Here is a 25,777-nt window from a genome sequence, read left to right as displayed (position 1 = left end):
GCCGCCACCCCGGACGGCCTCGGCTTCCTCCACGTACACAAAAGGTGATGACGCATGTCCAAGACCGTGAAGACCATGAAGACCGAACTCGACGTGGCCGACGACCTGTTGGAGCTGCTCGGCCGCACGACCACCGAACCCCGCCCCGACGACCAGCTCGCCGCGCTGACCCTGGCCGTCGCCGCGGATCTGCCCGTGCTGCTCTGGGGTGAGCCCGGGATCGGCAAGACCGCGGGCCTGACACAGCTCGCGGAGGCGCTGGGGCTGCCGCTGACCACGGTCATCGCGAGCGTGCACGAACCCTCCGACTTCGCCGGACTGCCCATCGTGGGCGACGACCCCGCCGTGCAGGGCGTGCCGATGGCCCCGCCGGAGTGGGCCGTACGACTCGTGCGCGAGGGAAGGGGGCTGCTGTTCCTTGACGAGCTGTCCACGGCTCCGCCCGCCGTCCAGGCCGCCCTGCTGCGGGTCGTCCTCGAACGGCGGGTCGGTGCGCTGCGGCTGCCCGACGGCGTACGGATCGTGGCGGCCGCCAACCCGCGGTCGTCCGCCGCCGACGGCTGGGAGCTCAGCGCTCCGCTCGCCAACCGGTTCGTGCATCTGCACTGGGTGCACGAGCAGGACGTCGTCGTACGGGGGCTCGGCGGGGTGTGGCCGCGCGCCACCCTGCCGCGGCTCGATCCCGAGCGCCTCGAAGAGGCCGTCACCCACGCCAGGCGAGCGGTGTGCGAACTGCTCGCCGCGCGCGCCGGGTTGGTGCACCGGCTGCCCGCGACCGAGACCAAGCGCGGCGGTGCCTGGCCGTCGCCGCGGAGCTGGGACATGACCGTGCGGCTCGTCGCCTTCGCGACGGCCGCCGGGGCGCCGAGGGAAGTGCTGTCGCTGCTCGTGCGCGGGACGGTGGGGGACGGGCCCGGGTTCGAACTGCTCGCGAGCATGGACCGGATGGATCTGCCCGACCCCGAGGTCCTGCTCGCCGAGCCCGAGTCCGCCGAGCTTCCCGACCGCGGGGACCTGCGGCAGGCCGCGCTCGACGCGGTGGTCGCCGCCGTGCGCGCCCGCCCCGAACGCGACCGCTGGGACGCGGCCTGGGCTCTCCTCGTACGGGCGATGGAGACCGGCGCACCGGATCTCGTGGTCGTCCCGGCGAACACCCTCGCCACACTGCGGCGCGAGGGCTGGGACGTGCCCGTGGCGATCGAGCGCCTGGGCAGCGCCGTGAAGCTGTCGCAGGAGGCCGACCGCGCGGCCGAGCGCGTGCGGACCAAGGAGACGGCGGGTGCGGGCCGTTGACCGACCTCGCGCACGACACACGAGAGCTCGCGTACGACAGCGGCAAACTGTTCGCGGCCCGGCTGCAGGCAGTCCGCGCCCGCCCGTTCCTCGCGACCGCCCTCTTCGCGCTGCAGGTCGTGCCATCGCGGCACGTCCCGACCATGGGGGTCGACCGGTTCTGGCGGTGCTACGTGTCGCCGGGCTTCGTGGACCGCACGCCCGTCGAGGAGCTCGCCTCGGTGTGGGTCCACGAGGTCTCGCACCTGCTGCGCGACCACCACGGCCGCAGTGAGCGCTACGCCGACCGCAACGGAGTGTCCGGCGCGAAGGAGCGGCTGCGGATGAACATCGCGGCGGACTGCGAGATCAACGACGACGCGTTCGGGGACGGGCTCGTCGTCCCGAAGGGCGTGATGCTGCCCGGCCTGCTGCAACTGCCGTCAGGGAAGCTGATGGAGGAGTACCTGGGGGAATTCCGCCTCGGCCGGTTCACCGAGGCGCACGCCTGGCTCGACTGCGGCAGCGGAGCGGACGGGTGGGAGCGGCCCTGGGATCTCGGGCCCGACGGCGCGCACGGACTGACCGCGCAGGAACGGGACTTGGTGCGCTTCCGTGTGGCGCAGGGCATCAAGGGCCGCGGCAGCAGGTCCGCCGGCTGGGAGCGATGGGCCGAGGAGACGCTGCACCCGCCGCAGCCCTGGCGGGAACTGCTCGGCGCCGCGATCCGCTCGGCCGTCTCCGCACCCGGCGTCGGCGAGAACTACACCTACGGCCGTCCCTCGCGGCGCTCCACGAGCCTGCCCGGTGTGATCCTGCCGAGCCTGCGCCGCCGCCCGCCCCGCGTGAGCATCGTCATCGACACGTCCGGGTCCGTGAGCGACCGCGAGCTGGGGTCCGCCCTGCTCGAAGTCGCCGCGATCTCCCGGACGTTGGGCGGCCGACGCGACCTCGTGCGCGTCGTGCCGTGCGACGCGTCCGCGCATCTCGTGCACCCGCTCTGCCGCGGCCAGGGCATTCCGCTGATCGGCGGCGGCGGTACGGATCTTCGGGCCGGGTTCAGGAAGGCGCTGCACAGCGGGCCCAAGCCCGATGTGATCGTGGCGCTCACCGACGGCCAGACCCCGTGGCCGGACACGCAGCCGCCGTGCCGGACCATCATCGGGCTCTTTCCACGCGGCGGATACGACGAGGACAGCGATTCCGAGTACGTGCCCGATCCGGTACCGCAGTGGGCGCGGGTGGTGGAGATCGGGTAGCGGCGGGCGGGTGCGGTCGGTGCGGTCGGGTGCGCGGAAACTCCGTTGCGGCGCCGCCCGTCGCCGCCCGACAGTGGACGCATGACGACTGTGACCGTACGGCCCGCCACGCTCGATGCCGCGGCGGCGGCCTGTGCGCTGGTCAACGAGGTGGATGTGCTCGAAGGCGGCCGCTCCGAGACGGACCCGGCCGAGGTGCTCGCCGACTGGAAGCACCCCGAAGTCGACCTCGCCCGTGACTCCTGGCTCCTCCACGAGGACGAACGGCTCGTGGGCTACGGCCTGTTGACGGACGGGTCCGGCGGCGAACGCATCGACGTCGACCTGTACCTGCTGCCCGGACGCCCCGACGGCGCCCGGCTGCTCCTGGAGCGCATGGAGGCACGGGCCGCCGAGCGCGCCGCCGCCAACGGCGCCCCGCGGGCCGTGGTCCACCAGGGCCTGCACACGACCACCGCGGTCGACAAGGACGTGCTGCGCGAGCGCGGCTGGCGCACCGTACGCCGCTATCACGTGATGCAGCGCCCGCTCGCGCCGGACGCCGACCTGATGCCCGAGCCGCTGCCCGGGGTCTGTCTGCGCCCCTGCACGGACGAGGCCGACCGGCGGATCGCGCACGCCTTGCTGCAGGAGTCGTTCGCCGAGCACTTCGACTTCCAGCCGCGCACGTACGAGCAGTGGCTGCACGACATCGACGCCGAGCACGCCGACTTCTCGCTGGTCTGGATCGCCCGGGTCGAAGGACTCGGCGACGTCGCGGCGATGCGCAGCCGCAACGACCGTGCCACGACGGGGTGGATCAGCAGCGTCGGCGTGCTGCGGGCGGCCCGCGGGCGCGGGATCGCCGGGTATCTGCTGCGGTACGCGTTCTGGTACTACGCCGGGCTCGGGCGCGACCGGATCAGCCTCGGTGTCGACACGGACAACGCGTCCCGGGCGCTCGACCTCTACGAGCGGCACGGGCTCGCCCTGGACTGCGCCGTGGACACGTGGGAGCTGGTCCTCCCGCTCTGATCCGGCCGGTCCGCATGCGCCGAGGGGCGCTACCGCGTCTCGCGCGTCCCCGACCAGGCCGCCCAGAGCGTGGCGTACGGGCCGCCCGCCTCCTTGAGGCGTTCGTGCGGCCCGGACTCCACGACCCGGCCGTGCTCCAGGACCACCACCCGGTCCGCCGCGGCGGCCTGCGTCAGACGGTGCGCCACGATCAGCGCGGTGCGGCCGTCGAGGGCCGCACGCGCGGACAGCTCGAGCACGCGTGCGCCCGCGCTGCCCGCCTCGGCCGTCGCCTCGTCGAGGACGGCGACCAGCGGGTCCGCGAGCACCAGCCGGGCGAGCGCCAGTTGCTGCGCCTTGGCGGCGTCGAGGCTGTGCGCTCCCTCGCCGACGACGGTCTCCAGACCCTCGGGAAGCGCCTCGGCCCAGGTCAGCGCGTCGACCGTGGCGAGCGCCGCGCGCAGCTCCTCGTCCGTCGCGTCCGGGCGCGCCAGGCGCAGGTCCTCGGCGAGCGTTCCCGAGAAGACATGCAGTTCCTGCGAGACGAGGACGGCTCCCGGCCTGCCGTCCGCCCGCGCCGGCATCGTGACCTCGCCGCCGGTGGGCGGCTGCACCCCGGCCAGGATCCGGGCCAGCGTCGACTTGCCCGCACCGCTCGTGCCGACCAGTGCCACGTGCTCGCCCTCGTGCAGATCGAGGTCCACCTCGTGCAGGACGGGCGCGCCGGACCCGTACGCGTGCGTGATGCCGCGGACGTGGACGAAGGCGTCGTCGCTGCGGGCCGTCGCGGGGCGCTCAGGCTCGTCCGGCAGATCGGTCACGCCGACGAGGCGCGCGAGGCCGGCCGTCGCCGACTGGGCGTCGTCGAGCAGGACGAGGGCGGCGTTGATGGGGCCGAAGAGATTGTGGAAGTAGAGCGCGGCCGCGGTCGCCGTACCGATGGACACCGCGTCCTCGCGTACAAGGAGCAGCCCGGCGAGCAGCACGCCCACCAGACCGATGTACTCGCCGATGTGCAGCCGCCCGTAGAAGCCGAGCACCAGCCGCACACCGCGCTTGCTCAGCTCGACGGCCGCGTGCGAGCGCTCCTCGACCCGTTCGGTGTGCTGCTCCTCCAGGAGATGCCCGCGGACGGTTTCGGCGCCGCCGATCGTCTCAAGGAGCTGTTGCTGCTGCGCGCCGGTGGCGATGCGCTGCTTCGCGTAGAGCGGCACGGCCTTGCCCACGTACCAGCGAGCGGTCCACGCCTGCACCGGCACGGCGAGCAGCGCGGCCACCAGGAAGCGCCAGTCGAGGACGGCCAGGGCGATCAGCGTGAGGAGGATCGTCAGGCTGGAGCGGGCCAGTTCGGGCAGCGCGGAGCGCACCGCTTCCGATACGCGCGCCACGTCGCCCGTCACGCGGGCGGTGAGGTCGCCGGAGCCGGCCCGTTCGATGCGGTCGGCGGGCAGGGCGAGGGCCCGTTCGACGAACCGTTCCCGCAGCCGGGCCAGCACCGATTCGCCGAGCCGGGCCACCATGCCGAGGCCGAGCGCGGTCGAGGCGCCCTGGACCAGGGCGACCACGACGAGCAGGACCACCGGCAGGGTGAGGTCGGACGTCGTGATGTGACCGGCGCCGCGCATGCCTTCCGCGACGAGGTCCACGATCCGGCCGAGCAGCGGCTGTGTCAGCAGTCCGACGGAGGTCGCGGCGACCAGGACCAGGGCCGAGCGGATCGCGAGCGACCGGTCGGGACGCAGCAGTTCGAGCGCGGCCGCGCGGGTGCGGGGGCCGGAGGCGACCGGCAGCAGTTCTGCGCTTTGGTCCGTGCGCTCGGCGGTGTCCTGTACGAGGTCGGGTGTCGTGGTCATGCGAGGACCGCCGTCCGGTAGCGAGCGTTGCGTTGGACCAGGGCGTCGTGCCGGTCCTCGTCGGTGAGGCGCCCGCCGTCGATCAGGACGACACGGTCCGCGACGGCGAGCAGCGCGGGGCTGCTGGTGACCAGGACGGTCGTACGGCCGCGGCGCACCTCGCGGATCCCGGCGGCGATCCGGGCCTCGGTCGCGGCGTCGATCGCGGTGGTCGGGTCGTGCACGACGAGTACCTCGCGGTCGGCGGCGAGGGCGCGGGCCAGGGCCACGCGCTGCCGCTGGCCGCCCGAGAGGGAACGGCCGCGCTCGCCGACCGGGGCGGCGAGGCCGCCGGGCACGGACGCGGCGACCTCGTCGGCGGCCGCGGCGGTGGTGGCGGCCTCCTGGGCCGCGTCGCCCGCGGCGGTGATGTTCTCCTCGATCGAGCCGGTGAACAGATCGGCCGCGTGCTCGGCGACGAGCACCCGGGCGCGCAGGGCGCGCGGCGCGAGCTCGGTGAACGGAACCCCGTCGAGGGCAAGCCGCCCCGCGTCCGGATCGGTCCGGCGGGCGAGACAGCGTACGAGCGTGTCGGCGTGCGCGGGGTCGGTGACGACGACACCGAGGAACTCACCGGGGGCGACGGCGAGATCGAGGCCCTTGAGGCCCTCGTGCGTGAGGCCGTTGAGGTGGAGCGAGGGGGCCGTGCCGTTGGGGTGGAGCGAGGGTGCCGTGCCGTCGGGGGAGGAGGCGGAGACGGTCCGGGGCGCGGGGATGTGGTCCGCCGCGACGGCCGTCTGCCCGTCCTCGTCCGTCCCGGATATCGCCCCCGGAGCCGCGAGCACTTCGCCGACCCGGCCCGCCGATGCCCGCGAGCGGGCCACATCGGCCGCCACCCAGGCCACCGTGTGCAGCGGTCCCGGCAGGAACAGGGCGAGGCCCACGGCCGCCACCAGTTCGCCGAGCCCGATCGCGTCCGTGAGGACCAGGTGTCCGCCGACCAGGGCGACCACGGCGATGAAGATCCCCGTGAGGGCCTGCATCATGCCGGTCTGCACGGCCTCCGCGCGGGCCGCCCGCACGGTCGCGTCGAGCGCGGCCCGGCTGGTGCGCCGGTACCTTTCGGTGGCGGCGCGGCGGGCGCCGAGCCCCTGCAGCACCCGTACGCCCGCGACCAGATCGGCTGCGACGCCCGAGGCATGGGCGGCCTGTTCCTGCTCGGCGTGGCTGCGGTGTTCGAGGGGGCGGGCCAGAAGCTGGCCGAGGGCCATCAGGACCGGAGTGCCGAGCAGGATCAGGAGCCCGAGCGGCACGGACGCGCGCAGCAGCAGGACCGCTCCCGCGGCCAGACCGACCACCGCTCCGAAGCCGATCGGCAGCGCCATCGTCACGGCACCCGCCCGGCGTGCGTCCTCGGTGGTGACGGAGACGAGGGCGCCCGGCGGCCTGCCGTGCTCGGCGCCGCCGTACGGATCGAGGACCCGGCGGATCAGCCGCATCCGCAGCGTGTGCCCCGCGTGCTCCTTGGCGTACTCGGCCTCGCGGGCCCCCAGCTGGAAACCGCCGGAGAGGAAGACGTAGACGACCGCGAGGACCAGGGCCCAGCGGCCGAACGAGGCCAGGTCGGGGTGGACGATCGCCCGGTCGACGATGAAGCCGATCAGGACCGGTATGAGCGCCTCGCCTATCTGGTGCGAGGCGTTGAGCGCGCAGGCCGCGGCGACCCGCCGCCGCTCGCCCCGGATCACGGTGCGCAGGACCACACGCCCGTCGTGCCGCGCGGCGTCCCGCATGCTCGCTCCCCACCCGGATCCGCTTCCACGGACCCGCTGCGCCCGGACCCGGACCCACCGAGCGGTCCACCAGGCCTTTTCCAAAGACAGGCAAGGCTAACCTGGCCGACCATCAAGAGGGAGAGGGGAGTCGCCTGTATACCAACACGACGCCGACAATGACCCCACTCCCGGCATTTGCCCAGTGAGGCAAAGGGATCTGGTTGCATCGCTGCAACACCCTTGATCGCCAACTTCTGTTTGGTATACAAAAAGCGAGTCGCGGCCCCCACCCTCACCAAGGAGCCCCATGACCACCTCGCAGTCGTCCACGTCGTCCTCCTCGGCCTCCGTATCGCGCCGCAATGTGCTCGCCGGGGCCGCCGCCCTCGCGGGCGCCGCCACCGTCGCGGGCGGTGCCCTGCCCGCCCAGGCCGCCGAGCGGTCCGGCAAGGGTGACGGCCACGGCAGCCACGACGGCAAGGCCGTGGTCTTCCGCAACGTCCGCCCCTTCGGCACCGGCAAGTCCGTCGACCTCGTCGTCGTGGACGGCAAGATCTCCGCCGGACCCGCGCCCCGCGGCGCCAAGGTCGTCGAGGGCCGCGGCCGCGCCGTGCTGCCCTCGCTCGTGGACGCCCACATCCACCCCGACAAGACGACGTGGGGCGGCAAGTGGGTCACGCGCAAGCCGGCCGGCGGGATCGCGGACTACGTCGCGCAGGACGTGGAGCTGTTCAAGGCCCAGGACCGCTCGGTCGCCGAGCGCGCGTACGGCCTGATGAGCCACGCCGTCGCGCACGGCACCCGCGCGATGCGCGCCCATGCCGATGTCGCGCCCGCCTACGACCTGGCCGGCGTCGAGGGTCTCGGCATCGCCCGCGAGAAGCTGAAGCGCGCGCTCGACGTGCAGATCGTCGGCTTCCCGCAGCACGGCGTGATCCGTACGCCCGGCACCAAGGAGCTCCTGGAGGAGGCCGCGCGCACGGGCGCCGTCGACTTCGTCGGCGGCATCGACCCGGGCGGCTTCGACCAGGCGCCGGTCGAGCAGCTCGATGTCCTGTTCGCCATCGCGGACCGGCACGGCGTCGGCCTCGACATCCATCTGCACGACCGCGGCGAGCGCGGCCTCGCGGCGCTGCGCGGCATCATCGACCGCACGCGCACACTCGGCCTCACCGGCAAGGTCACCGTCAGCCACGTGTTCTGTCTGCCGGAGCTCGACGACCGCGAACTGGGTGTCTTCGGCGAGCAGATGGGCGAGCTCGGCATCTCCCTGACGACCGTCGCGCCCTCCGCCGACCTGGTGCTGCCGATCGCCAAGCTGCAGGAGTACGGAGTCCACGTCGGCGTCGGCTCGGACGGCATCCGTGACTCGTGGAGCCCGTTCGGCAACGCCGACATGTTCGACCGCGCGCACAAGATGGGCTGGGTCACCGACGTCCGGCTCGACGACGAGCTGACCGCCTGCTTCACCGCGGCGGCCGACGGCGGCGCGGACGTGATGGGTCTGGCGCACGCCGACCTGTCGCCGGGCTCCCCCGCCGACTTCGTCCTCATGAAGGCCGAGTGCGTGCCGCAGGTCGTCGTCGACGCCCCGGCCCGCGAGCTCGTCGTCCACGGCGGCGTGATCGTGGCCCGCGACGGCGAGCTGGTGCGCTGACGCCGGACCCTCACGGCGTACGCGGAAAACGCCTTGCCCTCCCGGGTGATCGCCCTGCGAGACTGGTTCCATGACAGACATGGGGCAGTTCCGCCGGGCGGTCACCCAGTGGGCCGCACAGCGGACCGAGGAGCAGGCCGAGGAGCCCGAGGCCGCCGTGCGGGCCAGGGAACTGGCCGGGCGGATCGGGCTGCGCGCCGTCGTCCTCGTGGAGGGCGACAGCGATCTGCGCGCCCTCGACGCCCTCGCGGCCCGTCGCGGCCGTGATCTGGAGGCCGAGGCCGTCGCGGTGGTCCCGCTCGGCGGCGCCACCAACATCGGGCACTTCCTCGCCCGTTGCGGACCGCAGGGCCTCGGTATGCGTCCGGTCGGCCTGTGCGACGTCGGAGAGATCCGGCACTTCCAACGGGCCCTGGAACGCGAGGGGTTCGGCGCCGCGGACACCCAGGAGGACCTGGAGGCACTCGGCTTCTACATCTGTGACGCGGATCTGGAGGACGAGCTGATCCGGGCGCTCGGACCCGAAGGCGTGGAGCAGGTCATCGACGCCGAGGACGAGTTGCGCCCGTTCCGCACCTTCCAGAACCAGCCGTACCACCGCGGCCGCACGATCCACCAGCAGTTGCGCCGCTTCATGGGCACGCACTCCGGCCGCAAGGCGCAGTACGCCCACGCCATGGTCCGCTCCCTCGACCCGGACCGCGTCCCCCGCCCGCTGGAACGGCTCCTGGAACGGGTGCAGTAGCACCCAGGTCCAGGAGGAGGGTTCATCGGGACGCGGGCCCGTCGAGGCTCAGCTCGTGCCCAGCTCGCGCGTCGTCAGGAAGTACGAGCCCTCGCCGGTGAGTCCGTCCTTGGTACCCGGGACCACCCAGTACCCCTGCTCCTCGCGGGGCTTGTGATAGCCCACGTAGCCCGCGAGCAGATCGTCGAAGCCGTCGCCGTTCACGTCGACGAGCGCCGAGGTCTTGCCGAACTGGTCGCTGTCGACCTCGAACCCCGGCTTGCCCGGCTTCATGCCGACGGTTTTGCGGTTGACCGAACGCCCCGGGACAAGGCCCTCCTTGCTGCCCTCGTACACCTTCACCTCACCCTCCGGGTGATTGCGGCCGCTCGCCACTTCCAGCAGGTCGAGCAGGCCGTCCCCGTTCACGTCGCCGCTCGCCGCAGGGAACGACGCCATGGCCATGCCCGTGGCGCGCGGGCCGTCGAGGAACGCGGTCGGGCCGCCGTGGTACAGCTTCGTCGGGCCGTCCTCGGGGTCGAGGTAGAGATCGTCCGCACCGTCCCCGTCGAAGTCGGCGACGAGCCCCGCGACCAGGACGTCCGGGATGCCCTTGGCGCGGCCCGCATACACGAGGCCGTCGTCGGAGCCGGTGTACAGGTCGACGCGGTCGGACGGTGCCGGGTAGTCGCCCTCCATGCTGTCCTCGCCGGTGAGGCTCTCCACCAGGAGGTCGGTCCTGCCGTCCCCGGTGAAGTCGCCGGTCAGGCTGGTGCGGACGGTGAGCGTGCCTTCCTGACCGAGGTCGAGGCCCGTCATCGCGGCGGGCCTGCCGTCGCGGCCCAACGGGCCGCGCAGCACGTAGAGATGGCAGCCGCCGTCGCGCAGCCGCGCGGGGTGCCCGATCAGATCGGTCTGGCCGTCGCCGTCGACGTCGCCCGCAGGGAGATCGATGAGCGAGATCACCCCGGCGTCGAGCCGCGTCGCGCTGTGCCGGCCCTTGCGGTCGCCCCACACCACGTACTGCCGCTGCTTCGCGTCCTGGAAAACGAGATCACCGAGCCCGTCGCCGTCCAGGTCACGCGGCACCCGGACTGTCGCACCGTGGAGGCGGGGATTGCCGCCCTTGTCCTGCATCTTGGGGAAGACCTCGCTGAGCGAGACGGCGTCCGCCGCGTCGAGGCGCTTCTTCGCGCCGGGCACGAAGGCGCGGTTCTGCCGCCACGTGCCGCCGTCGACCGGGCGGTACCAGCCCTCCACGGCGAAGTCGTCGATCTTGTCACCGTTGAAGTCGCCGTCGGGCGCCCGCTTCTTCCCCACAGGAGCGGCCGCCTGCGCGGGTGCGTCGGGCGGTGCGGTGCAGGACGGGGCCGTCACCTGCGCGCCGGCCCGTGGGGACACCGGATCCGGTCCCTCGTCGGAGGAGGAGGTGCAGCCCGCCGCGAGAAGGGCCGTCGCACAGACGAGCGCGCCAAGACCCTGCCGCCGCGCCCGTCCCCGTACCGCCTCGGCCATGGACATACGGATCGCCAACCCCTCGCGTTCGGCCGACCCGTGCCCGGCCGCCCGTGCGGCCCGGTCACCCTCCCGGTCGGTCCCGATCATGGGGGCGGATCATAGCCGCACCGCGGTCCGCGGAAATCTGCCGGGCCGGTGACTATCCGGCCTGGCCGGAGGCCTGTTCCGCGCCCAGGTCCAGGTCCGAGTGCACCAGGTTGTGGTCCGAGTACGGACTGTGATGGACGCCGTTGCCGACCGCGGCGATCCCGCGGACGAAGGTGTAGTCGAACTTGCTCATCCAGTCGGTGGTCGGCTCGCAGACCCCGTCCGACGACGCCGGGTTGCACTGCGGGTCGCCGTCCTCGGCGAGCGCCCAGATCTCGCGCAGCTCCGGGGTGCTCGGCTCGGCGTTGAAGTCGCCCAGCACGATGGCCCGTTCATGCGGGGCGACGGCCGCGGCCAGGACCTTCGTCTGCCCGGCGCGCACCTCTTCCTGGCGCCGCTGGGCGAGATGCGTGGCGAAGACCCGGACCTGCCGGCCGTCCACCTCGGTCGTCACCGCCAGATAGCCGCGGTCCTCGGAACCGCCGTCGGGGTACTCCACGTTGACCCGGTCCGTCATCGGCGCTGCCGACAGCAGCGCCTGGCCGAAGCCGCCCGGATCCCACGGCACCCCGCCGCAGCGGCTCCAACTCGTGAGCACCGAGCCGTACTCGACGTTGTAGTCGAGTCCGTACAGGTTCTCCAGATGGTCCCTGATCGCCTCGACGTCGCCGACGCAGGCCTCCTGCAGGGCGATGACCTGCGGTGCGTACTTGGCGATCTCGGAGGCGCGGCCCACATTGAAGCCGCTGTCGTTGCAGGGGTTGCAGATGTTCCACGTCATCACGCGGTTGGGGACGACTTCGCGGATCGCGTCGGGCGGCAGTGGCCGGGAGGCGAGAGCGCCGCCCGGTGCGCTGGGGCCGATCACCGCCACACACGCGAGGACCGTGGCCCCCGCAAGCCAGCGCGTGCCCGCTCTGCTCACTTCGCCTCCTCGACCGGGAGACACCGCACGACGGGAGGTCTCCTCACCTACGAGGTTATGCGACGGGCGGTCCGGACCACCCTTGACCCCTGTGGGTACCACCGATTACGTTGCGTGCCTCTGACCTGTGACGGCTGTGTGCGACAAGGAGGCGATCCCCGGATGAACACCTTCTCCGACCTCGGCCGCCTCGCCCAGCTCACGGTCTGGGTGCCGGGCCGCATCGCCCACGGCAGCTGAACCGACGCGCCTGCGCCGAGCATCGCGGCGCCTGTGCGCCGCACCTCCCGGTGCCTTTGCGCCACACCATCCGGCGCCCACGACCCCCCTTCCCCGGCGTGCACCTCGCTGCCCGCCGTCCTGCGCCCCGGCGCGCCTCAGCCGCGCGGGCGAACACAGAAAGCTGCCTGACATTGGCGAACATCACGGTCAACGGACGGGAAACACCGCTAGCCCCGGCCGCACCCCACACCACCGCACTCGACTTCCTGCGTGAGCGCGGCCTCACCGGCACCAAGGAAGGCTGCGCGGAGGGCGAGTGCGGCGCGTGCTCGGTGCTCGTGGCCCGGCCTGGCGTCGACAGGCCCACCGACTGGGTGGCGGTGAACGCCTGCCTGGTGCCGGCCGCCGCGCTCGACGGCCAGGAGGTCGTCACGTCCGAGGGCCTGGCGGACGGTGACACCCTGCACCCGGTCCAGGAGGAGATGGCCGCCCGCGGCGGCTCCCAGTGCGGCTACTGCACGCCCGGCTTCGTCTGCAGCATGGCCGCCGAGTACTACCGTCCGGACCGCTGCGCGCACCCCGGTGTGGACGGCGGCGCCGAGCCCACGAACGCCGAGCCCACGAAAGCCGAGCCCGCCGACGCCGAGCCCACCGACCCCGAGCACGGCCCCAACGGCTTCGACCTGCACGCGCTGAGCGGCAACCTGTGCCGTTGCACGGGCTACCGGCCCATCCGCGACGCCGCCTACGCGGTCGGCGCGCCCGAGGACGACGACCGGCTCGCGCGGCGCCGCGACGAGGCGCCGCCCGCGCCCGCCGCGACCGCGTACACGCAGGAGGGCCGGAGCTTCGTACGGAAGAACTCCCTCGCCGAAACCCTGCGGTTGCTGCGCGAGCGGCCGGACGCCGTGGTCGTCGCCGGCTCCACGGACTGGGGCGTCGAGGTGAACATCCGCGCCCGCAGGGCGGAGTGCGTCATCGCCGTCGACCGGCTGCCCGAACTGCGCGAGCTGCACCTCGGACCGGAGACGGTCGAGATCGGCGCCGCGCTCACGCTCAGCGAGATCGAGCGCCGCCTCGACGGCGAAGTACCGCTGCTCGCCGAGCTGTTCCCGCAGTTCGCCTCGCGGCTGATCCGCAACGGCGCGACCCTCGGCGGCAACCTCGGCACCGGCTCGCCCATCGGCGACAGCCCGCCCGTACTGCTCGCCCTGGAGGCGTCCCTGGTGCTCGCGGACGCCGACGGCGAGCGCGAGGTGCCGCTCGCCGACTACTTCACCGGCTACCGGCAGAGCGTGCGCCGCCCCGGCGAACTGATCCGCGCCGTCCGCGTGCCGCGCCCGCTCGCGCCCGTCACCGCCTTCCACAAGATCGCCAAGCGGCGCTTCGACGACATCTCCAGCGTCGCCGTCGCCTACGCCCTCGACATCGAGGACGGCATCGTCCGCACGGCACGCATCGGACTCGGCGGCGTCGCCGCCACCCCGATCCGCGCGCTCGCCACCGAGGCGGCCCTGGAGGGCCGGACCTGGACGCGGGAGACCGTCGAGTCCGCGGCCCGCGTCCTGCGCGGCGAAGGCACTCCGATGGACGACCACCGCGCCAGCTCCCTGTACCGCAGCGCGATGCTCGGCCAGAGCCTGAGGAAGCTGTACGCGCAGACGACCGGCGCACCCGCGCAGACGACCGGCGCACCCGCGCAGGCACCCGACGGATCCGGGCAGCCGGCGCACACCTCGTCCGAGCAGCCCACGCACACCTCCGAGGCGGCGCACTCATGAGCCAACTGTCACAGCGTCCCGAGCAGCCCCTCGTCGGCGTCCCGCTGCCGCACGAGAGCGCCCATCAGCACGTCACCGGCGCCGCGCTCTACACCGACGACCTGGTGCAGCGCACCAAGGACGTGCTGCACGCCCACCCCGTCCAGGTCATGCAGGCCCACGGCCGGATCACCGCCCTGCGCACCGAGCGGGCGCTCGCCGTGCCCGGTGTCGTACGAGTCCTCACCGGCGCCGACGTCCCCGGGGTCAACGACGCCGGGATGAAGCACGACGAGCCGCTCTTCCCCGACGAGGTCATGTTCCACGGCCACGCCGTCGCCTGGGTGCTCGGCGAGACCCTGGAGGCGGCCCGGCTCGGCGCGGCGGCCGTCGAGGTCGAACTGGACGTGCTGCCCTCGGTGATCACTCTCCAGGAGGCCATCGCCACCGAGAGCTTCCACGGCGCCCGGCCCGTCATGGTCACCGGAGACGTCGAGGCCGGATTCGCGGACTCCGCGCATGTGTTCAGTGGTGAGTTCCAGTTCTCCGACCAGGAGCACTTCTATCTGGAGACGCACGCGGCGCTCGCCCGGATCGACGAGGCCGGCCAGGTCTTCGTGCAGAGCAGCACCCAGCACCCCTCCGAGACCCAGGAGATCGTGGCGCATGTGCTGGGCCTGAGCAGCCACGAGGTCACCGTGCAGTGCCTGCGCATGGGCGGCGGCTTCGGCGGCAAGGAGATGCAGCCGCACGGCTTCGCGGCCGTCGCCGCGCTCGGCGCGAAGCTCACCGGCCGCCCCGTCCGGCTGCGCCTGACCCGCACCCAGGACCTCACGATGTCCGGCAAGCGCCACGGCTTCCACGCCAGGTGGCGGATCGGCTTCGACGCGGACGGCCGCATCCAGGCCCTCGACGCCACCCTCACCGCCGACGGCGGCTGGAGCCTGGACCTCTCCGAACCGGTCGTGGCCCGCGCCCTGTGCCACATCGACAACACGTACTGGATCCCCAACGCCCGGGTCACCGGCCGGATCGCGAAGACCCACAAGGTCTCCAACACCGCCTTCCGCGGCTTCGGCGGACCCCAGGGCATGCTGGTGATCGAGGACATCATGGGCCGCTGCGCGCCCCTCCTCGGCCTCGACCCGGCCGAGCTGCGCGAACGGAACTTCTACGCGGAGGGCCACTGCACCCCGTACGGGCAGAAGGTCACCCACCCCGAGCGGATCGGTGCCGTCTGGCAGCAGGTGAAGGAGAACTCCGCCTGGACGGAGCGGCAGCGCGACATCGAGGCCTTCAACGCCGCGCATCCGCACACCAAGCGCGCGCTCGCGCTCACCGGCATCAAGTTCGGCATCTCCTTCAACCTCACCGCCTTCAACCAGGGCGGCGCCCTCGTCCTGATCTACAAGGACGGTTCCGTCCTGATCAACCACGGCGGCACCGAGATGGGCCAGGGCCTGCACACGAAGATGCTCCAGGTGGCCGCGACCACCCTCGGTATCCCGCTGCACAAGGTGCGGCTCGCCCCGACCCGTACCGACAAGGTCCCCAACACCTCGGCCACCGCGGCCAGTGCGGGCGCGGACCTGAACGGCGCGGCGGTCAAGAACGCCTGTGAGCAGTTGCGTGAACGGCTCCTCCAGGTGGCCGCCACCCAGCTCGGATCGAGCGCGTCGGACGTACGGATCGTCGCGGGTGTCGCCCGCAGTCTCGGCAGTGACAAGGAGCTGGCCTGGGACGACCTCGTACGGACCGCGTACTTCCAGCGGGTGCAGCTGTCGGCGGCCGGGTTCTACCGGACCGAGGGGCTGCACTGGGACGCCAAGGCGTTCCAGGGCTCGCCGTTCAAGTACTTCTCGTACGGGGCCGCCGCCACCGAGGTCGAGGTCGACGGCTTCACCGGGACGTACCGGATCCGGCGCGTGGACATCGTCCACGACGTCGGCGACAGCCTCTCGCCGATGATCGACATCGGTCAGGTCGAGGGCGGCTTCGTGCAGGGCGCGGGCTGGCTGACCCTGGAGGACATGCGCTGGGACGCCGGCGACGGACCGCAGCGCGGCCGGCTCCTGACCCAGGCGGCGAGCACCTACAAGCTGCCGAGCTTCTCCGAGATGCCCGAGCGCTTCCACGTGACGCTCATGGAGAACGCCACCGAAGAAGGCGCCGTCTACGGGTCCAAGGCGGTGGGGGAGCCGCCCCTGATGCTCGCCTTCTCCGTGCGCGAGGCCCTGCGCCAGGCCGCCGCGGCGTTCGGACCGGGCGGTGCGAGCGTCGAACTGGCCTCGCCCGCCACCCCCGAGGCCGTCTACTGGGCGGTCGAGTCGGCCCGCGGCGGACCGTCCGACGAGGTGCCCTCGGGCGCCGAAGCGGCGCTGAGCGGTGTCTGACCTGAGCTGGGTCGCGGCGGTCGCCCGGCTGCGCGCCCGCCGCGAGCCCGGCGTGCTCGTGACCGTGGTGACCGTGCGCGGTCACGCCCCGCGCGAGGCCGGCGCGAAGCTCGTCGTGGGGCGCGACGCGGCCTGGGGGTCCATCGGCGGCGGCAACGTGGAGGCCGTGTCCATCGACCGGGCCCGTGAGCTGATGACGGCGGGCAGGACGGAGCCCGAGCTGATGGACTTCGCCCTGAACGACAAGGTCACCAACCGGCACGGCGTGCAGTGCTGCGGCGGCACCGTCCAGGTGCTCCTCGAACCGCTGCCGGTGGTGCGGGCCGTGGCCGTCTTCGGCGTCGGGCACGTCGGTCTGGAGCTGGCCCGGATCCTGTCGCGGCAGGACCTCGATCTGCATCTTGTCGACAGCCGCGCCGACCTCCTCACCGAACGGCGCCTCGGGGTCCTCGGCGACTCGGTGGGACAGGTTCACGTCCACCACGCACCGCTGCTGCCCGAGGAGGTCCTGGAGCAACTGCCGCACGGCACCCACGTCCTGATCATGACCCATGACCACGCGGAGGACGCGGCGCTCTGCGACGCGGCACTGCGCACGGATCATCTGGGCTCGATCGGACTGATCGGTTCCGCCGCGAAGTGGACCCGATTCCGGCATCGGCTCTCCACGGAGGGCGGACATGACGACGCCGCCATCGCTCGGATCAAGACACCGATCGGCTTGCCCGCCATCACCGGCAAGGACCCGGCCACGATCGCGGTGAGCGTGGCCGCCGACCTGCTGCGGACGTTCGAGGCCGAGGGCGCCTGACCTGACGGGCCGTCACCCCTGCGCATATGCCCTACGGCACGTGCGCAGGGGTTTTCCCGCGGGGTGTGCGGGAGAGGCGTGGCGTGAAACAGGCCCTGAGGCGCTCCCTCCATATCGTGTACGCCTGATGAACGCCGGGGCGGTTCTATGCTTTTCGGGCGCAGAACGTGAAGGCGACCGGGGGGATGCCTGATGAAGGCAGCGGGCAAGGGCGCGGCGTTATGGAAAACGCGCGTCACGGCAGGTGCGAAGACGGGGGTCCGGCGGCTGTTGAGGCGTACGGGTTTCGACCTCGTGCGCAGTACCGACAGCCGGGGCGGCGTGGACGACTTCATTCCGTACGAGGCGACGATGCGGGCCGCCCGCGCGGCCGGCCTCTCCGTCGGTGACTACATCGACGAGGTCATGAACGGGACACCGGGCGCCACCCGGTCCACCATCGACCAGCTGCGCGCACTCGGGGTCTTCGCCGCCGCACCCGGCACCGTCCTGGAGATCGGACCGGGATCCGGCCGCTATCTCGACCTCACGCTCAAGGAATGCGCGCCGAGCCGCTACGAGATCTACGAGACGGCCGGGCCCTGGGCCGAGCATCTCGTCGCCGAATACGGCGTCGTCGCCCGGCCCGCCGAGGGCTACAGTCTCGCCCCGACACCGGACGCGAGCATCGATCTCGTCCTAGCCCACAAGGTCTTCAACACCCTGACCTTCCTGGGCAGTACGCGCTATTTCTTCGAGATGGCGCGGGTCGTGCGGCCCGGTGGCCGGATCGTCTTCGACGTGATGACGGAGAGCTGTCTGGACCCGGAGACGATGCGGGCCTGGGCGACGAAGGGCGGCACGGGGCACGACTCGTACCCGGCCGCGATGCCTCGTACGGCCTGCGTGGATCTCTTCGCGACCCTCGGCTGTGTCCTGGAGGCGGGCTTCCGGGCGCCGATGGGTGTCGCCTCGACCGAGGTCCTCGTCTTCGTCAAGTCCGCCTGAGTCTTCGTCAAGTCCGCGTCAAGTCCGCCTGGATCCGCCAACTCCCCCTGAACATACGGGTGTTGGCATCCGGGTAACGATCGGCGCAACCAGCTTCAAAGGTTCAGCACAAATTACACACATCCTCTCTTCAGGGGAGCCGTGATGGTCTAGATTGACGCACCTCATGCCAGGACACGGCGCGACAAATCATGATCTTTTGCCGTGCGTGTCGGCATGAACAGGGGTTGACCAGCGGCCCGGCAGGGACCGGTGACGCGCGGAGACGGGGGTCTCCGCAGGTGGGGAGCGGCGCGGCAACGGGGGGCGGGGGGCCTCCCGAGGGGAGCAACAGGGCGGGGGGTTGGGGCCTCCCGGGGGGAGGAACCGTGTGGAGTGAGCACGCCGAACCTTCTGGCGACCTGGGCGGGGTGGTGCGGCAGGGGGAATGGGCAGACCCGTTCACACCGGTGCGCGGGCGGCCGGTGAACGGGGCGCAGTACCAGCCCGCGAGCGACTGGGAGCACCGCTACCGCCGACGGGTCATCATCGGTGACACCGTGGCGACCGCCTTCGTGGTCGCGGCCATCGGCGGCTTCTTCGGCGTACGGGACGCCGCCGACTGGCACGAGAAGTGGAAGATCCTCGCGTTCGGCACCGAACTCCTGGTGCTCGGCGCACTCGCCCTGAGCCGCTCGTGGGCGCCGGCCGTCCTCGGCCAGGGCGCCGAGGAATTCAGGCGTCTGGGCCGTGCGCTGTCCACCGCGGCCGTCGTCCTCTCGCTCGGCGGCATCGCCCTGAGCTCGCGCAACATCAAACTCTGGATCTTCGTGGCGCTGCCCGCCATCGCTCTGGTCACCATGGCGGAGCGCTATCTGATGCGCCGCTGGCTGCACCGGGAACGCAAGGAGGGCCGGTGTCTGCGGCCGGTGCTCGCCGCGGGCAGCCCGGACACCGTGCGCGATCTGATCGCCCGAGCCCGCAAGTACCCGCATCTGGGCTGGCGCGTCGAGGGCGTCTGCACACCCGACGGACTCGCCCCGTACGGATTCGGCGGCTTCACCGCCGACGGGCTCACCCTCGACGGGCTCACGCCGGGCGGACTCGGGCCGGGGCGCACCCAGTTGGACGGTGTGCCCGTCGTGGGGAGGCTCGCGGACGTCGCCACGCATGTGCACCGCGACGGCTACCGCGTCGTCGCCGTCACGCCCGACCCGCACTGGTCGCCGGAGCGGCTGCAGCGGCTCGCCTGGAACCTGGAGGGCACGGACGCCGAGATGGTCGTCGCCCCCGTCCTGATGGAGGTGGCGGGACCGCGGCTGCACGTCGACGCCGTGCTCGGCATTCCGCTGCTGCGCGTCACAATGCCCGCGTTCACCGGCGGCCGCCGCGTCGTCAAGGCCGTCGTCGACCGGCTGGGAGCGGCGGCGCTGCTCGTCCTCTTCGCGCCGCTGATGCTCCTGACCGCCCTGATCGTCCTGGCGGACAGCCGCGGCGGGGTGTTCTACCGGCAGAAGCGGGTCGGCAAGGACGGCCGTGAGTTCACCATCCTGAAGTTCCGCACCATGGTCGCCGGCGCCCACCTGGCGCGCGAGCGGCTCGCCGGGCACAACGACGGCGCCGGGCTCCTCTTCAAGCTCCGGCGCGACCCGCGCGTCACGCGGGTCGGCACGGTCCTGCGGCGCTACTCGATCGATGAACTCCCGCAGCTGTTCAACGTGCTGACCGGATCGATGTCGCTCGTCGGCCCCCGCCCGCCGCTGCCCGAGGAGTCGGCGGCCTACGGCCCGGACATCCGGCGCCGCCTCCTGGTCAAGCCCGGCCTGACCGGTCTGTGGCAGATCAGCGGGCGCAGCGATCTGCCATGGGAGGAAGCCGTCCGCCTCGACCTGCGGTACGTGGAGGACTGGTCGCTCGCCCTGGACGCGGTGATCTTGTGGAAGACGCTGCGTGCGGTGCTCCAGGGACAGGGGGCGTACTGATCCGAGAGGGCGGAGGGCCGACCGGCGTACGGGGAGCGCGAGTCGACCTGGCATCAGTGCACAGGAACACGCACCGGAGCAAGTCGAGGGGGAGGAACGGAAGATGAGGGTCAGCGTCCTGGGGCTCGGCTATGTGGGCTGCGTATCGGCCGCATGCCTGGCGAGCCTGGGCCACGAGGTCATCGGGGTGGACGTCAACCAGGCGAAGGTCGACCTGGTCAACGCGGGCAGGGCCCCGGTGGTCGAGGAGCGGATCGGCGAGCTCACCGCGGAGGTCGTCCGCAGCGGTGCGCTGCGCGCCACCGCCGATGTGCGCGCGGCGGTCCTGGACAGCGAGGTGACCCTGGTCTGTGTGGGCACACCGTCCGAGGCCAACGGCAGCCTGTGCACCACGTACTTGGAGCGGGTCACCGAACAGATCGGGGCCGCGCTCGCGGAACGGGACGCCGACGGGGGCGGCACCGCTGACGGTGCCCGGCACACCGTCGTGTACCGCAGCACCATGCTCCCCGGCACCTGCATCGACCTCCTGATACCGATCCTGGAGAAGTACACGGGCGGCAGCGCCGGCGTGGACTTCGGGGTCGCCGTGAACCCGGAGTTCCTGCGCGAGGGCAGCAGCGTCCAGGACTTCTTCGACCCGCCGAAGACCGTCATCGGCGAACTCGACCCGGCGAGCGGCGATGTGGTCGCCGCCCTGTACGGGGACCTGCCCGGCGAGGTGTTCCGGGTGGCTCTCCCGACGGCCGAGGCCATCAAGTACGCGGACAACGCCTTCCACGGTCTCAAGATCGGTTTCGCCAACGAACTCGGCGCGGTCTGCCAGGCACTCGGCGTGGACCCGCACCAGGTCATGGACGTCTTCCTCGCCGACCGCAAACTCAACATCAGCCCCGCCTACCTGCGCCCCGGCTTCGCCTTCGGCGGCTCCTGTCTCCCGAAGGACCTGCGCAGCCTGGTGCACGCCGCACGGCGGGCGGATGTCTCGGTCCCGATCCTGTCGCACGTCCTGCCGTCCAACTCCGACCATCTGCAACGTGCGGTGGAACTCGTCGAGCGCACCGGCAAGCGCCGGGCCGGACTGTTCGGGCTCTCCTTCAAACCCGGCACCGACGACCTGCGCGAAAGCCCGCTCGTCGAGCTCGCGGAACGGCTCATCGGCAAGGGCTACGAGCTGAAGATCCACGACGCCAACGTCAGCCTCTCCCGGCTGCTCGGCGCCAACCGCGCCTACATCGAGACCCGGCTGCCGCACATCGCGCAGCTGCTCGTCGACTCCGTCGACGACGTCCTCGCGCACGCCGAGGTGTGTCTCGTGGGCACCAAGGACCCGGCCGTCCTCGCCGCGCTGCCGCACGGCGAAGGGCCGGTGCTCATCGACCTCGTCCGTCTCCCCGACGCCCAGGCGCGCCGGGCCGAACCGGGGTATGTGGGCCTTGTCTGGTAACGCCTTGTCCAACGACCCGACCGACGACCCGTCCGCCGCCACCGCGCCCGGTGCGGGCCGGCGCGCCCTTGTCCTCGTCGAGAACCTGTCGGTGCCCTTCGACCGGCGCGTCTGGCAGGAGTGCCGCACCCTGCACGCCGCAGGCTGGGAAGTGCACGTCATCTGCCCGCGCGGCGCCAAACGCGACACCGAACCCGAAGCGGTGATCGAAGGCATCCGGATCCACCGCTACCCGCTGCGCGCGGCCACCGGCGGCCCGGCGGGCTACCTCCGGGAGTACGGGGCCGCCCTCTGGCACACCGCGCGGCTCGCCCGGAAGGTCGGCCCGGTCGACGTGGTGCACGCGTGCAACCCGCCCGATCTGCTCTTCCTGCCCGCGCTGTGGCTCAAGCGGCGCGGCGCACGGTTCGTGTTCGACCAGCACGACCTGGTGCCCGAGCTGTATCTGTCGCGCTTCGGCCGCGGCAAGGATCTGCTGTACCGCGCGGTGTGCGCCCTGGAGCGGCGCACCTACCGGGCCGCGGACATCGTGATCGCCACCAACGAGAGCTACCGCGACGTCGCCCTGAGCCGCGGCGGCAAGAAGCCCGACGCCGTGTTCGTGGTGCGCAGCGCCCCCGACACCGAGCGCTTCCACCCGGTGCCGCCCGAGCCGGAGCTCAAGCACGGCAAGCCCCATCTGCTGTGCTACCTGGGCGTGATGGGCCCGCAGGACGGCGTCGACTACGCGCTGCGCGCCCTCGCCCACCTCAAGGACGAGCTCGGACGGACCGACTGGCACGCGGTGTTCGTCGGCTCCGGCGACGCCTACGAGGCCATGGTCGAGCTGACGCGGCAGCTCGGGCTCGACGACCACGTGGAGTTCACCGGACGTATCCCCGACGCCGATCTCGTACGCCATCTCTCCACGGCGGACGTGTGTCTGTCGCCCGACCCGTGCAATCCGCTCAACGACGTGTCGACCATGAACAAGGTCCTGGAGTACATGGTGATGGGCCGGCCCATCGTCTCCTTCGACCTGAAGGAGGCCCGGGTCTCCGCCGGTGACGCCGCCGTCTACGCCCCGGACGACGACGAGAGCGCCTTCGCGCGGCACATCGTCCGGCTCCTCGACGACCCGGAGGAGCGCTCCCGGATGGGGAAGTCCGGCCAGGAGCGGATCAACGGGCCGCTGTCCTGGCGCAATTCGCAGCGCGCCCTGCTCGCCGCCTACACCGCCGCCGTCCGCCACCGGCCTCCCGTGGCCACGGCACGCAAGCGGAGGGGGGCGGCGCGCCATGACCGATGACGCGATACGTCTGGCCACGATCGGACGGATGCTGCGCCGCCGCGGGCGGCTGCTCGCCGCCGTCGCCCTGGTGGGCGCCCTTGTCGGATACGGCGTCTCCCTCGTCTTCCCGCCGCGCTACACCACCTCCGCCTCCGTGCTGCTCTCCGGGCAGTGGGAGGAGCGCGAACTGCTCACGCAGGCCGAGATCGCCACCAGCTCGTCCGTCGTCGACCGTGCGGCCGGCGTGCTCGACTGGGACGGCGTCGACGGCCGCGAGCTGAAGGAAAGCCTCAGCGCCAAGGCGAGCAACGGGAACATCATCAAGATCTCCGGCACGGCCGAGACACCCGAGCGCGCACAGGAGCTCGCCGACCGGGTCGCCAAGGAGTACGTGGCGTTCGCCGCGCGCCTGGCCGGTGACACCACCGACCCGGACGTGGCGACCCGGCCCGAGGCGCTGAAGAAGCTCGTCGTGCAGACGAGCCGCCGCATCACCGACCTGTCCAAGGAGTCCGATCCGGGCAGGACCGTGGAGAGCGTGCAGGGCCGCACCGAACTGGAGAAGCTGCGCACCTCGCTGCAGGACGCCATCGAGAAGCTGGACGAGGTCGACCCGGCGCTCAACCGCGCCAACATGGCCCTGCTGGGCTCGGCGGCCCGCCCCGACGGCGAGGCACCGCCCACCCGTATCCAACTGATCGGCGCGGGCGCCCTGTTGTTCTTCCTGGCCGCCGCCATCGGCCATCTCGCCCGGGCCCGCGTGAACCGCAGGCTGCGCGGCGAGCAGGAGATCGCCGCGGCCCTCGGCGCCGCCGCACTCGGCTCCGTGGACGTGACCCGGGCGCGCAGCGCCCTCGACCCGCAGGTGGGCGGCCGCGGCGGTGCGCTGCGCCGCTTCCTCGGCACCGACACCCGCTGGGATCTGCCGCCGCTGCAGGCCTCCGGCGGCGAGGCGGGCCGCAGGCTGCGCTTCCGGCGCGTGCACGCCCGGCTGCGCGACCGTCTGCCCGCGGAGCGCGGCCGGTTGCTGCTCGTCGTGCCCGAAGGCGACGTCGTCGCGAGCAAGGCGGCCGGGCATCTGATCGCCGAGACCGGCGTGGACTGGCAGCCGCGCGTCGTCGGAGTGTCCATGGCACGGCCCCTCGTGCCCGACCACGACGGTGAGGTGGCCGCCGTGATCGTCACCGGCGCCGGCCAGTGGACCGCGGCCGAACTCACGGCTGTGGGCGAGGCCTGCACGGACGCGGGGCACGAGATCGCGGGAGTAGTTGTCGCCGGAACGGTCCGCGCCCGCGACGACGAGAGCGGCCCGCCGCTGCCCGACCGTGGCGCGCCCCTCGCCGTGGGTGCCGACGCGCGGGGAGGTGCCGTATGAGTCCGCAGAAGACCCCGAGGACGACCGAGACGGCCGCCCCGACACCCCTGTTCGATCTGCACGCGCTGATCGTGGCCATCCGCAGGCGCCGCCGGCTGTGGTCCCTCGTGGCGCTGCTCGGGCTGCTTGCCGGGGCCGCGGTCGCGGTGCTGCTGCCTCCGCCGCCGAGTGCCGTGACCACGGTTCTCGTGGCCCACGAGGCGGACCAGCCGAACGATCCCGGCACCCTGATCCGTACCGACGTGTCCCTGCTCGGCACCACCCGGATCGCCGCGGCGGCCCTCGACGCGCTCGGCTCCTCCGAGCCGCCCGAGGACTTCCTGGAGAAGTACGAAGGCCTCGGACTCACCAACAACCTGCTGCAGATCAAGGTCGAGGGCGACAGCGAGGCGCAGGCCGTCGACCGCGCGAAGGCGCTCGCCGAGGCCTTCGTCGCCGACCATGTGCGACGCCTCCAGGAGGCCGCGACCGCCGAGTCGAAGGCGCTGCTCGACCAGCGGGACCGGATGAGCGGCGAACTCGCCAAGGTCAACCAGGAGATCAGCGACGAGACACCGGAGACCGGGGCGGAGCAGGAGTCGCTGTTCGCACGCCGGGCCGAACTCACCTCCCGGATCGCCGACTTCGACCAGCGTGCCGAGGAGGCCCGCCTCGGCACGCCCCGTCTGGTCGCCGGTACGCAGATCGTGGACGGCGCCCGCGCGGTGCCGTACTCGCTGGCGATGGGGATCGCCACCAATGCCGGAATCGGCCTCGCCCTGGGGCTCGCCCTCGGTCTCGCGCTCGCCGCGGTGGGCGCCGTCGTCGGGGACCGGCCGGTGCTGCGGCGCGATGTCGCCGCCCACCTGGGCGCGTCGGTGATCGCCGAACTGCCGGGCCGCGGCGGCTGGTTGCGGGCCGGGCGGCGCGCGCGGGCGGCGCGGACCCGGCTCGCGGGCACCCTCGCCCGCACGGTCCGCAACACCACCGAACCGGTCGTGCTGCTCGAACTCGGCACCGTACGCCCCACCTGCCTGATCGCCCTCGACCTCGCCGACACCCTCGCGCGCGAGGCGCCCGTCGTGATCGTCGACGGACTGCCGGGGCTGCGGCTCGCGCAGCGCCGCCAGAAGCCGGGCGAGCCCACCGTCGTCTCCGTCGACCGGCTCGCGACCGTGCCCGACCGGATGCGCCGGATCGGCGTCGCCTCCGTGGCGCCCGGCACGCCGTGGACCGACCTGGAGCACCTGGGCACCCAGGCCGTCCTCGTCGTACGGGCCGGGCACGGCAGCGCGGCCTGGCTGCACACGGTCGCCCGTCAGCTCGCCGACCAGTCCATCCCGGTGATCGGCGTGGTGCTCACCGAGCCGGACCCGCGCGACCGCACCGACGGCACGCTCTGGGACGGGCTCGGCACGGCGCTGCGCGGCCGCACCGAACGGCTGCCCCGGCAGAACGGTGCGGGTCCCGTGCGCAGGAAGCAGCCGACGAGCGCCCTGCGCGGCGGCGGCGACCAGGAAGGGCGGTAGC

The 25,777-nt window shown here is 72.5% G+C and carries 19 protein-coding genes; 15 read left to right on the top strand and 4 right to left on the bottom strand.

Annotated features, from left to right (window positions below; translation table 11 throughout):
* Positions 1–54 precede the first annotated feature (54 nt).
* The 3 genes from ACIBI4_RS02080 (at position 55) to ACIBI4_RS02070 (ending at position 3,545) form a co-directional block, all read left to right on the top strand.
* Entirely contained in the window at positions 55–1,293 is a 1,239-nt protein-coding gene (locus tag ACIBI4_RS02080; protein ID WP_399201584.1) for an AAA family ATPase, read from the top strand.
* The gene (locus ACIBI4_RS02075) at positions 1,290–2,531 is read left to right on the top strand and encodes a VWA-like domain-containing protein (RefSeq protein ID WP_399201583.1); all 1,242 of its coding nucleotides are present in this window, start codon (positions 1,290–1,292) and stop codon (positions 2,529–2,531) included. The genes ACIBI4_RS02080 and ACIBI4_RS02075 overlap by 4 nt, the downstream gene beginning before the upstream one ends.
* A gap of 81 nt (positions 2,532–2,612) precedes the next feature.
* The gene (locus ACIBI4_RS02070) at positions 2,613–3,545 is read left to right on the top strand and encodes a GNAT family N-acetyltransferase (protein ID WP_399201582.1); all 933 of its coding nucleotides are present in this window, start codon (positions 2,613–2,615) and stop codon (positions 3,543–3,545) included.
* Between the two features lie 29 nt (positions 3,546–3,574).
* Here the strand turns inward: ACIBI4_RS02070 and ACIBI4_RS02065 are convergent, their stop codons facing one another.
* Entirely contained in the window at positions 3,575–5,377 is a 1,803-nt protein-coding gene (locus ACIBI4_RS02065; RefSeq protein ID WP_399201581.1) for an ABC transporter ATP-binding protein, read from the bottom strand.
* On the bottom strand, positions 5,374–7,149 hold the full coding sequence (locus ACIBI4_RS02060; RefSeq protein ID WP_399201580.1) for an ABC transporter ATP-binding protein: 1,776 nt from the start codon (positions 7,147–7,149) through the stop codon (positions 5,374–5,376). Before ACIBI4_RS02060 ends, ACIBI4_RS02065 begins: the two co-directional genes overlap by 4 nt.
* Before the next feature lie 289 nt (positions 7,150–7,438).
* Here ACIBI4_RS02060 and ACIBI4_RS02055 point away from each other — a divergent pair, with 289 nt between their 5' ends.
* The gene (locus ACIBI4_RS02055; protein ID WP_399201579.1) at positions 7,439–8,788 is read left to right on the top strand and encodes an amidohydrolase; all 1,350 of its coding nucleotides are present in this window, start codon (positions 7,439–7,441) and stop codon (positions 8,786–8,788) included.
* A 70-nt stretch (positions 8,789–8,858) separates the two neighbouring features.
* Positions 8,859–9,533, top strand: coding sequence for a TOPRIM nucleotidyl transferase/hydrolase domain-containing protein (locus ACIBI4_RS02050; RefSeq protein WP_399201577.1), 675 nt, complete (start codon positions 8,859–8,861; stop codon positions 9,531–9,533).
* A gap of 48 nt (positions 9,534–9,581) precedes the next feature.
* On the opposite strand, the gene ACIBI4_RS02045 is transcribed toward ACIBI4_RS02050, so the two are convergent.
* Together ACIBI4_RS02045 and ACIBI4_RS02040 are read right to left on the bottom strand one after the other, a co-directional pair.
* Positions 9,582–11,117: an FG-GAP repeat domain-containing protein gene (locus tag ACIBI4_RS02045; RefSeq protein WP_399201576.1), complete on the bottom strand. Its 1,536-nt coding sequence runs from the start codon at positions 11,115–11,117 to the stop codon at positions 9,582–9,584.
* 52 nt (positions 11,118–11,169) lie between these two features.
* Positions 11,170–12,042, bottom strand: a complete 873-nt coding sequence (locus tag ACIBI4_RS02040) for an endonuclease/exonuclease/phosphatase family protein (RefSeq protein WP_399201575.1) — start codon at positions 12,040–12,042, stop codon at positions 11,170–11,172.
* Between the two features lie 114 nt (positions 12,043–12,156).
* On the opposite strand from ACIBI4_RS02040, the gene ACIBI4_RS02035 reads away from it, so the two are divergent.
* The 10 genes from ACIBI4_RS02035 to ACIBI4_RS01990 all read left to right on the top strand — a co-directional run bounded on the left by ACIBI4_RS02035 (position 12,157) and on the right by ACIBI4_RS01990 (position 25,776).
* Positions 12,157–12,282: a hypothetical protein gene (locus ACIBI4_RS02035; protein WP_399201573.1), complete on the top strand. Its 126-nt coding sequence runs from the start codon at positions 12,157–12,159 to the stop codon at positions 12,280–12,282.
* A gap of 167 nt (positions 12,283–12,449) precedes the next feature.
* Positions 12,450–14,045 carry a xanthine dehydrogenase small subunit gene (locus tag ACIBI4_RS02030; protein WP_399202001.1) on the top strand — a complete coding sequence of 532 codons (1,596 nt, stop codon included), beginning with the start codon at positions 12,450–12,452 and terminating at the stop codon, positions 14,043–14,045.
* Complete coding sequence (gene xdhB / locus ACIBI4_RS02025) at positions 14,042–16,417, top strand: xanthine dehydrogenase molybdopterin binding subunit (RefSeq protein WP_399201572.1); 2,376 nt, start codon at positions 14,042–14,044, stop codon at positions 16,415–16,417. Before ACIBI4_RS02030 ends, xdhB begins: the two co-directional genes overlap by 4 nt.
* Before the next feature lies 1 nt (position 16,418).
* A complete protein-coding gene (gene xdhC, locus ACIBI4_RS02020) occupies positions 16,419–17,228 on the top strand; it encodes a xanthine dehydrogenase accessory protein XdhC (protein ID WP_399202000.1) in 810 nt (269 codons plus the stop codon).
* Positions 17,229–17,498: 270 nt separating this feature from the next.
* Complete coding sequence (locus ACIBI4_RS02015; RefSeq protein ID WP_399201999.1) at positions 17,499–18,215, top strand: methyltransferase domain-containing protein; 717 nt, start codon at positions 17,499–17,501, stop codon at positions 18,213–18,215.
* Between the two features lie 413 nt (positions 18,216–18,628).
* Positions 18,629–20,176 (top strand): sugar transferase, encoded by a 1,548-nt coding sequence (locus ACIBI4_RS02010; protein ID WP_399201998.1) that lies wholly within the window; start codon positions 18,629–18,631, stop codon positions 20,174–20,176.
* A 103-nt stretch (positions 20,177–20,279) separates the two neighbouring features.
* Positions 20,280–21,623 carry a nucleotide sugar dehydrogenase gene (locus ACIBI4_RS02005; protein ID WP_399201571.1) on the top strand — a complete coding sequence of 448 codons (1,344 nt, stop codon included), beginning with the start codon at positions 20,280–20,282 and terminating at the stop codon, positions 21,621–21,623.
* On the top strand, positions 21,604–22,911 hold the full coding sequence (locus ACIBI4_RS02000) for a glycosyltransferase family 4 protein (protein WP_399201570.1): 1,308 nt from the start codon (positions 21,604–21,606) through the stop codon (positions 22,909–22,911). Before ACIBI4_RS02005 ends, ACIBI4_RS02000 begins: the two co-directional genes overlap by 20 nt.
* The gene (locus ACIBI4_RS01995) at positions 22,901–24,268 is read left to right on the top strand and encodes a Wzz/FepE/Etk N-terminal domain-containing protein (protein ID WP_399201569.1); all 1,368 of its coding nucleotides are present in this window, start codon (positions 22,901–22,903) and stop codon (positions 24,266–24,268) included. The genes ACIBI4_RS02000 and ACIBI4_RS01995 overlap by 11 nt, the downstream gene beginning before the upstream one ends.
* Positions 24,265–25,776: a Wzz/FepE/Etk N-terminal domain-containing protein gene (locus ACIBI4_RS01990; RefSeq protein ID WP_399201568.1), complete on the top strand. Its 1,512-nt coding sequence runs from the start codon at positions 24,265–24,267 to the stop codon at positions 25,774–25,776. Before ACIBI4_RS01995 ends, ACIBI4_RS01990 begins: the two co-directional genes overlap by 4 nt.
* Position 25,777: the final 1 nt, after the last annotated feature.

Source organism: Streptomyces sp. NPDC050418 (genome assembly GCF_044458745.1).
In the GTDB taxonomy this organism is placed as follows: Bacteria; Actinomycetota; Actinomycetes; order Streptomycetales; family Streptomycetaceae; genus Streptomyces.
The sequence above is the reverse complement of the archived record's forward strand: the minus strand, read 5'-3'. Positions and strand labels throughout refer to the sequence as shown.

Coding starts and splice junctions, on each gene's coding strand:
- ACIBI4_RS02080 (WP_399201584.1), top strand. CDS start 55: ATGTCCAAGACCGTGAAGACCATGAAGACCGAACTCGACGTGGCCGAC.
- ACIBI4_RS02070 (WP_399201582.1), top strand. CDS start 2,613: ATGACGACTGTGACCGTACGGCCCGCCACGCTCGATGCCGCGGCGGCG.
- ACIBI4_RS02065 (WP_399201581.1), bottom strand. CDS start 5,377: ATGACCACGACACCCGACCTCGTACAGGACACCGCCGAGCGCACGGAC.
- ACIBI4_RS02060 (WP_399201580.1), bottom strand. CDS start 7,149: ATGCGGGACGCCGCGCGGCACGACGGGCGTGTGGTCCTGCGCACCGTG.
- ACIBI4_RS02055 (WP_399201579.1), top strand. CDS start 7,439: ATGACCACCTCGCAGTCGTCCACGTCGTCCTCCTCGGCCTCCGTATCG.
- ACIBI4_RS02050 (WP_399201577.1), top strand. CDS start 8,859: ATGACAGACATGGGGCAGTTCCGCCGGGCGGTCACCCAGTGGGCCGCA.
- ACIBI4_RS02045 (WP_399201576.1), bottom strand. CDS start 11,117: ATGATCGGGACCGACCGGGAGGGTGACCGGGCCGCACGGGCGGCCGGG.
- xdhB (WP_399201572.1), top strand. CDS start 14,042: ATGAGCCAACTGTCACAGCGTCCCGAGCAGCCCCTCGTCGGCGTCCCG.
- ACIBI4_RS02005 (WP_399201571.1), top strand. CDS start 20,280: ATGAGGGTCAGCGTCCTGGGGCTCGGCTATGTGGGCTGCGTATCGGCC.
- ACIBI4_RS02000 (WP_399201570.1), top strand. CDS start 21,604: ATGTGGGCCTTGTCTGGTAACGCCTTGTCCAACGACCCGACCGACGAC.
- ACIBI4_RS01995 (WP_399201569.1), top strand. CDS start 22,901: ATGACCGATGACGCGATACGTCTGGCCACGATCGGACGGATGCTGCGC.
- ACIBI4_RS01990 (WP_399201568.1), top strand. CDS start 24,265: ATGAGTCCGCAGAAGACCCCGAGGACGACCGAGACGGCCGCCCCGACA.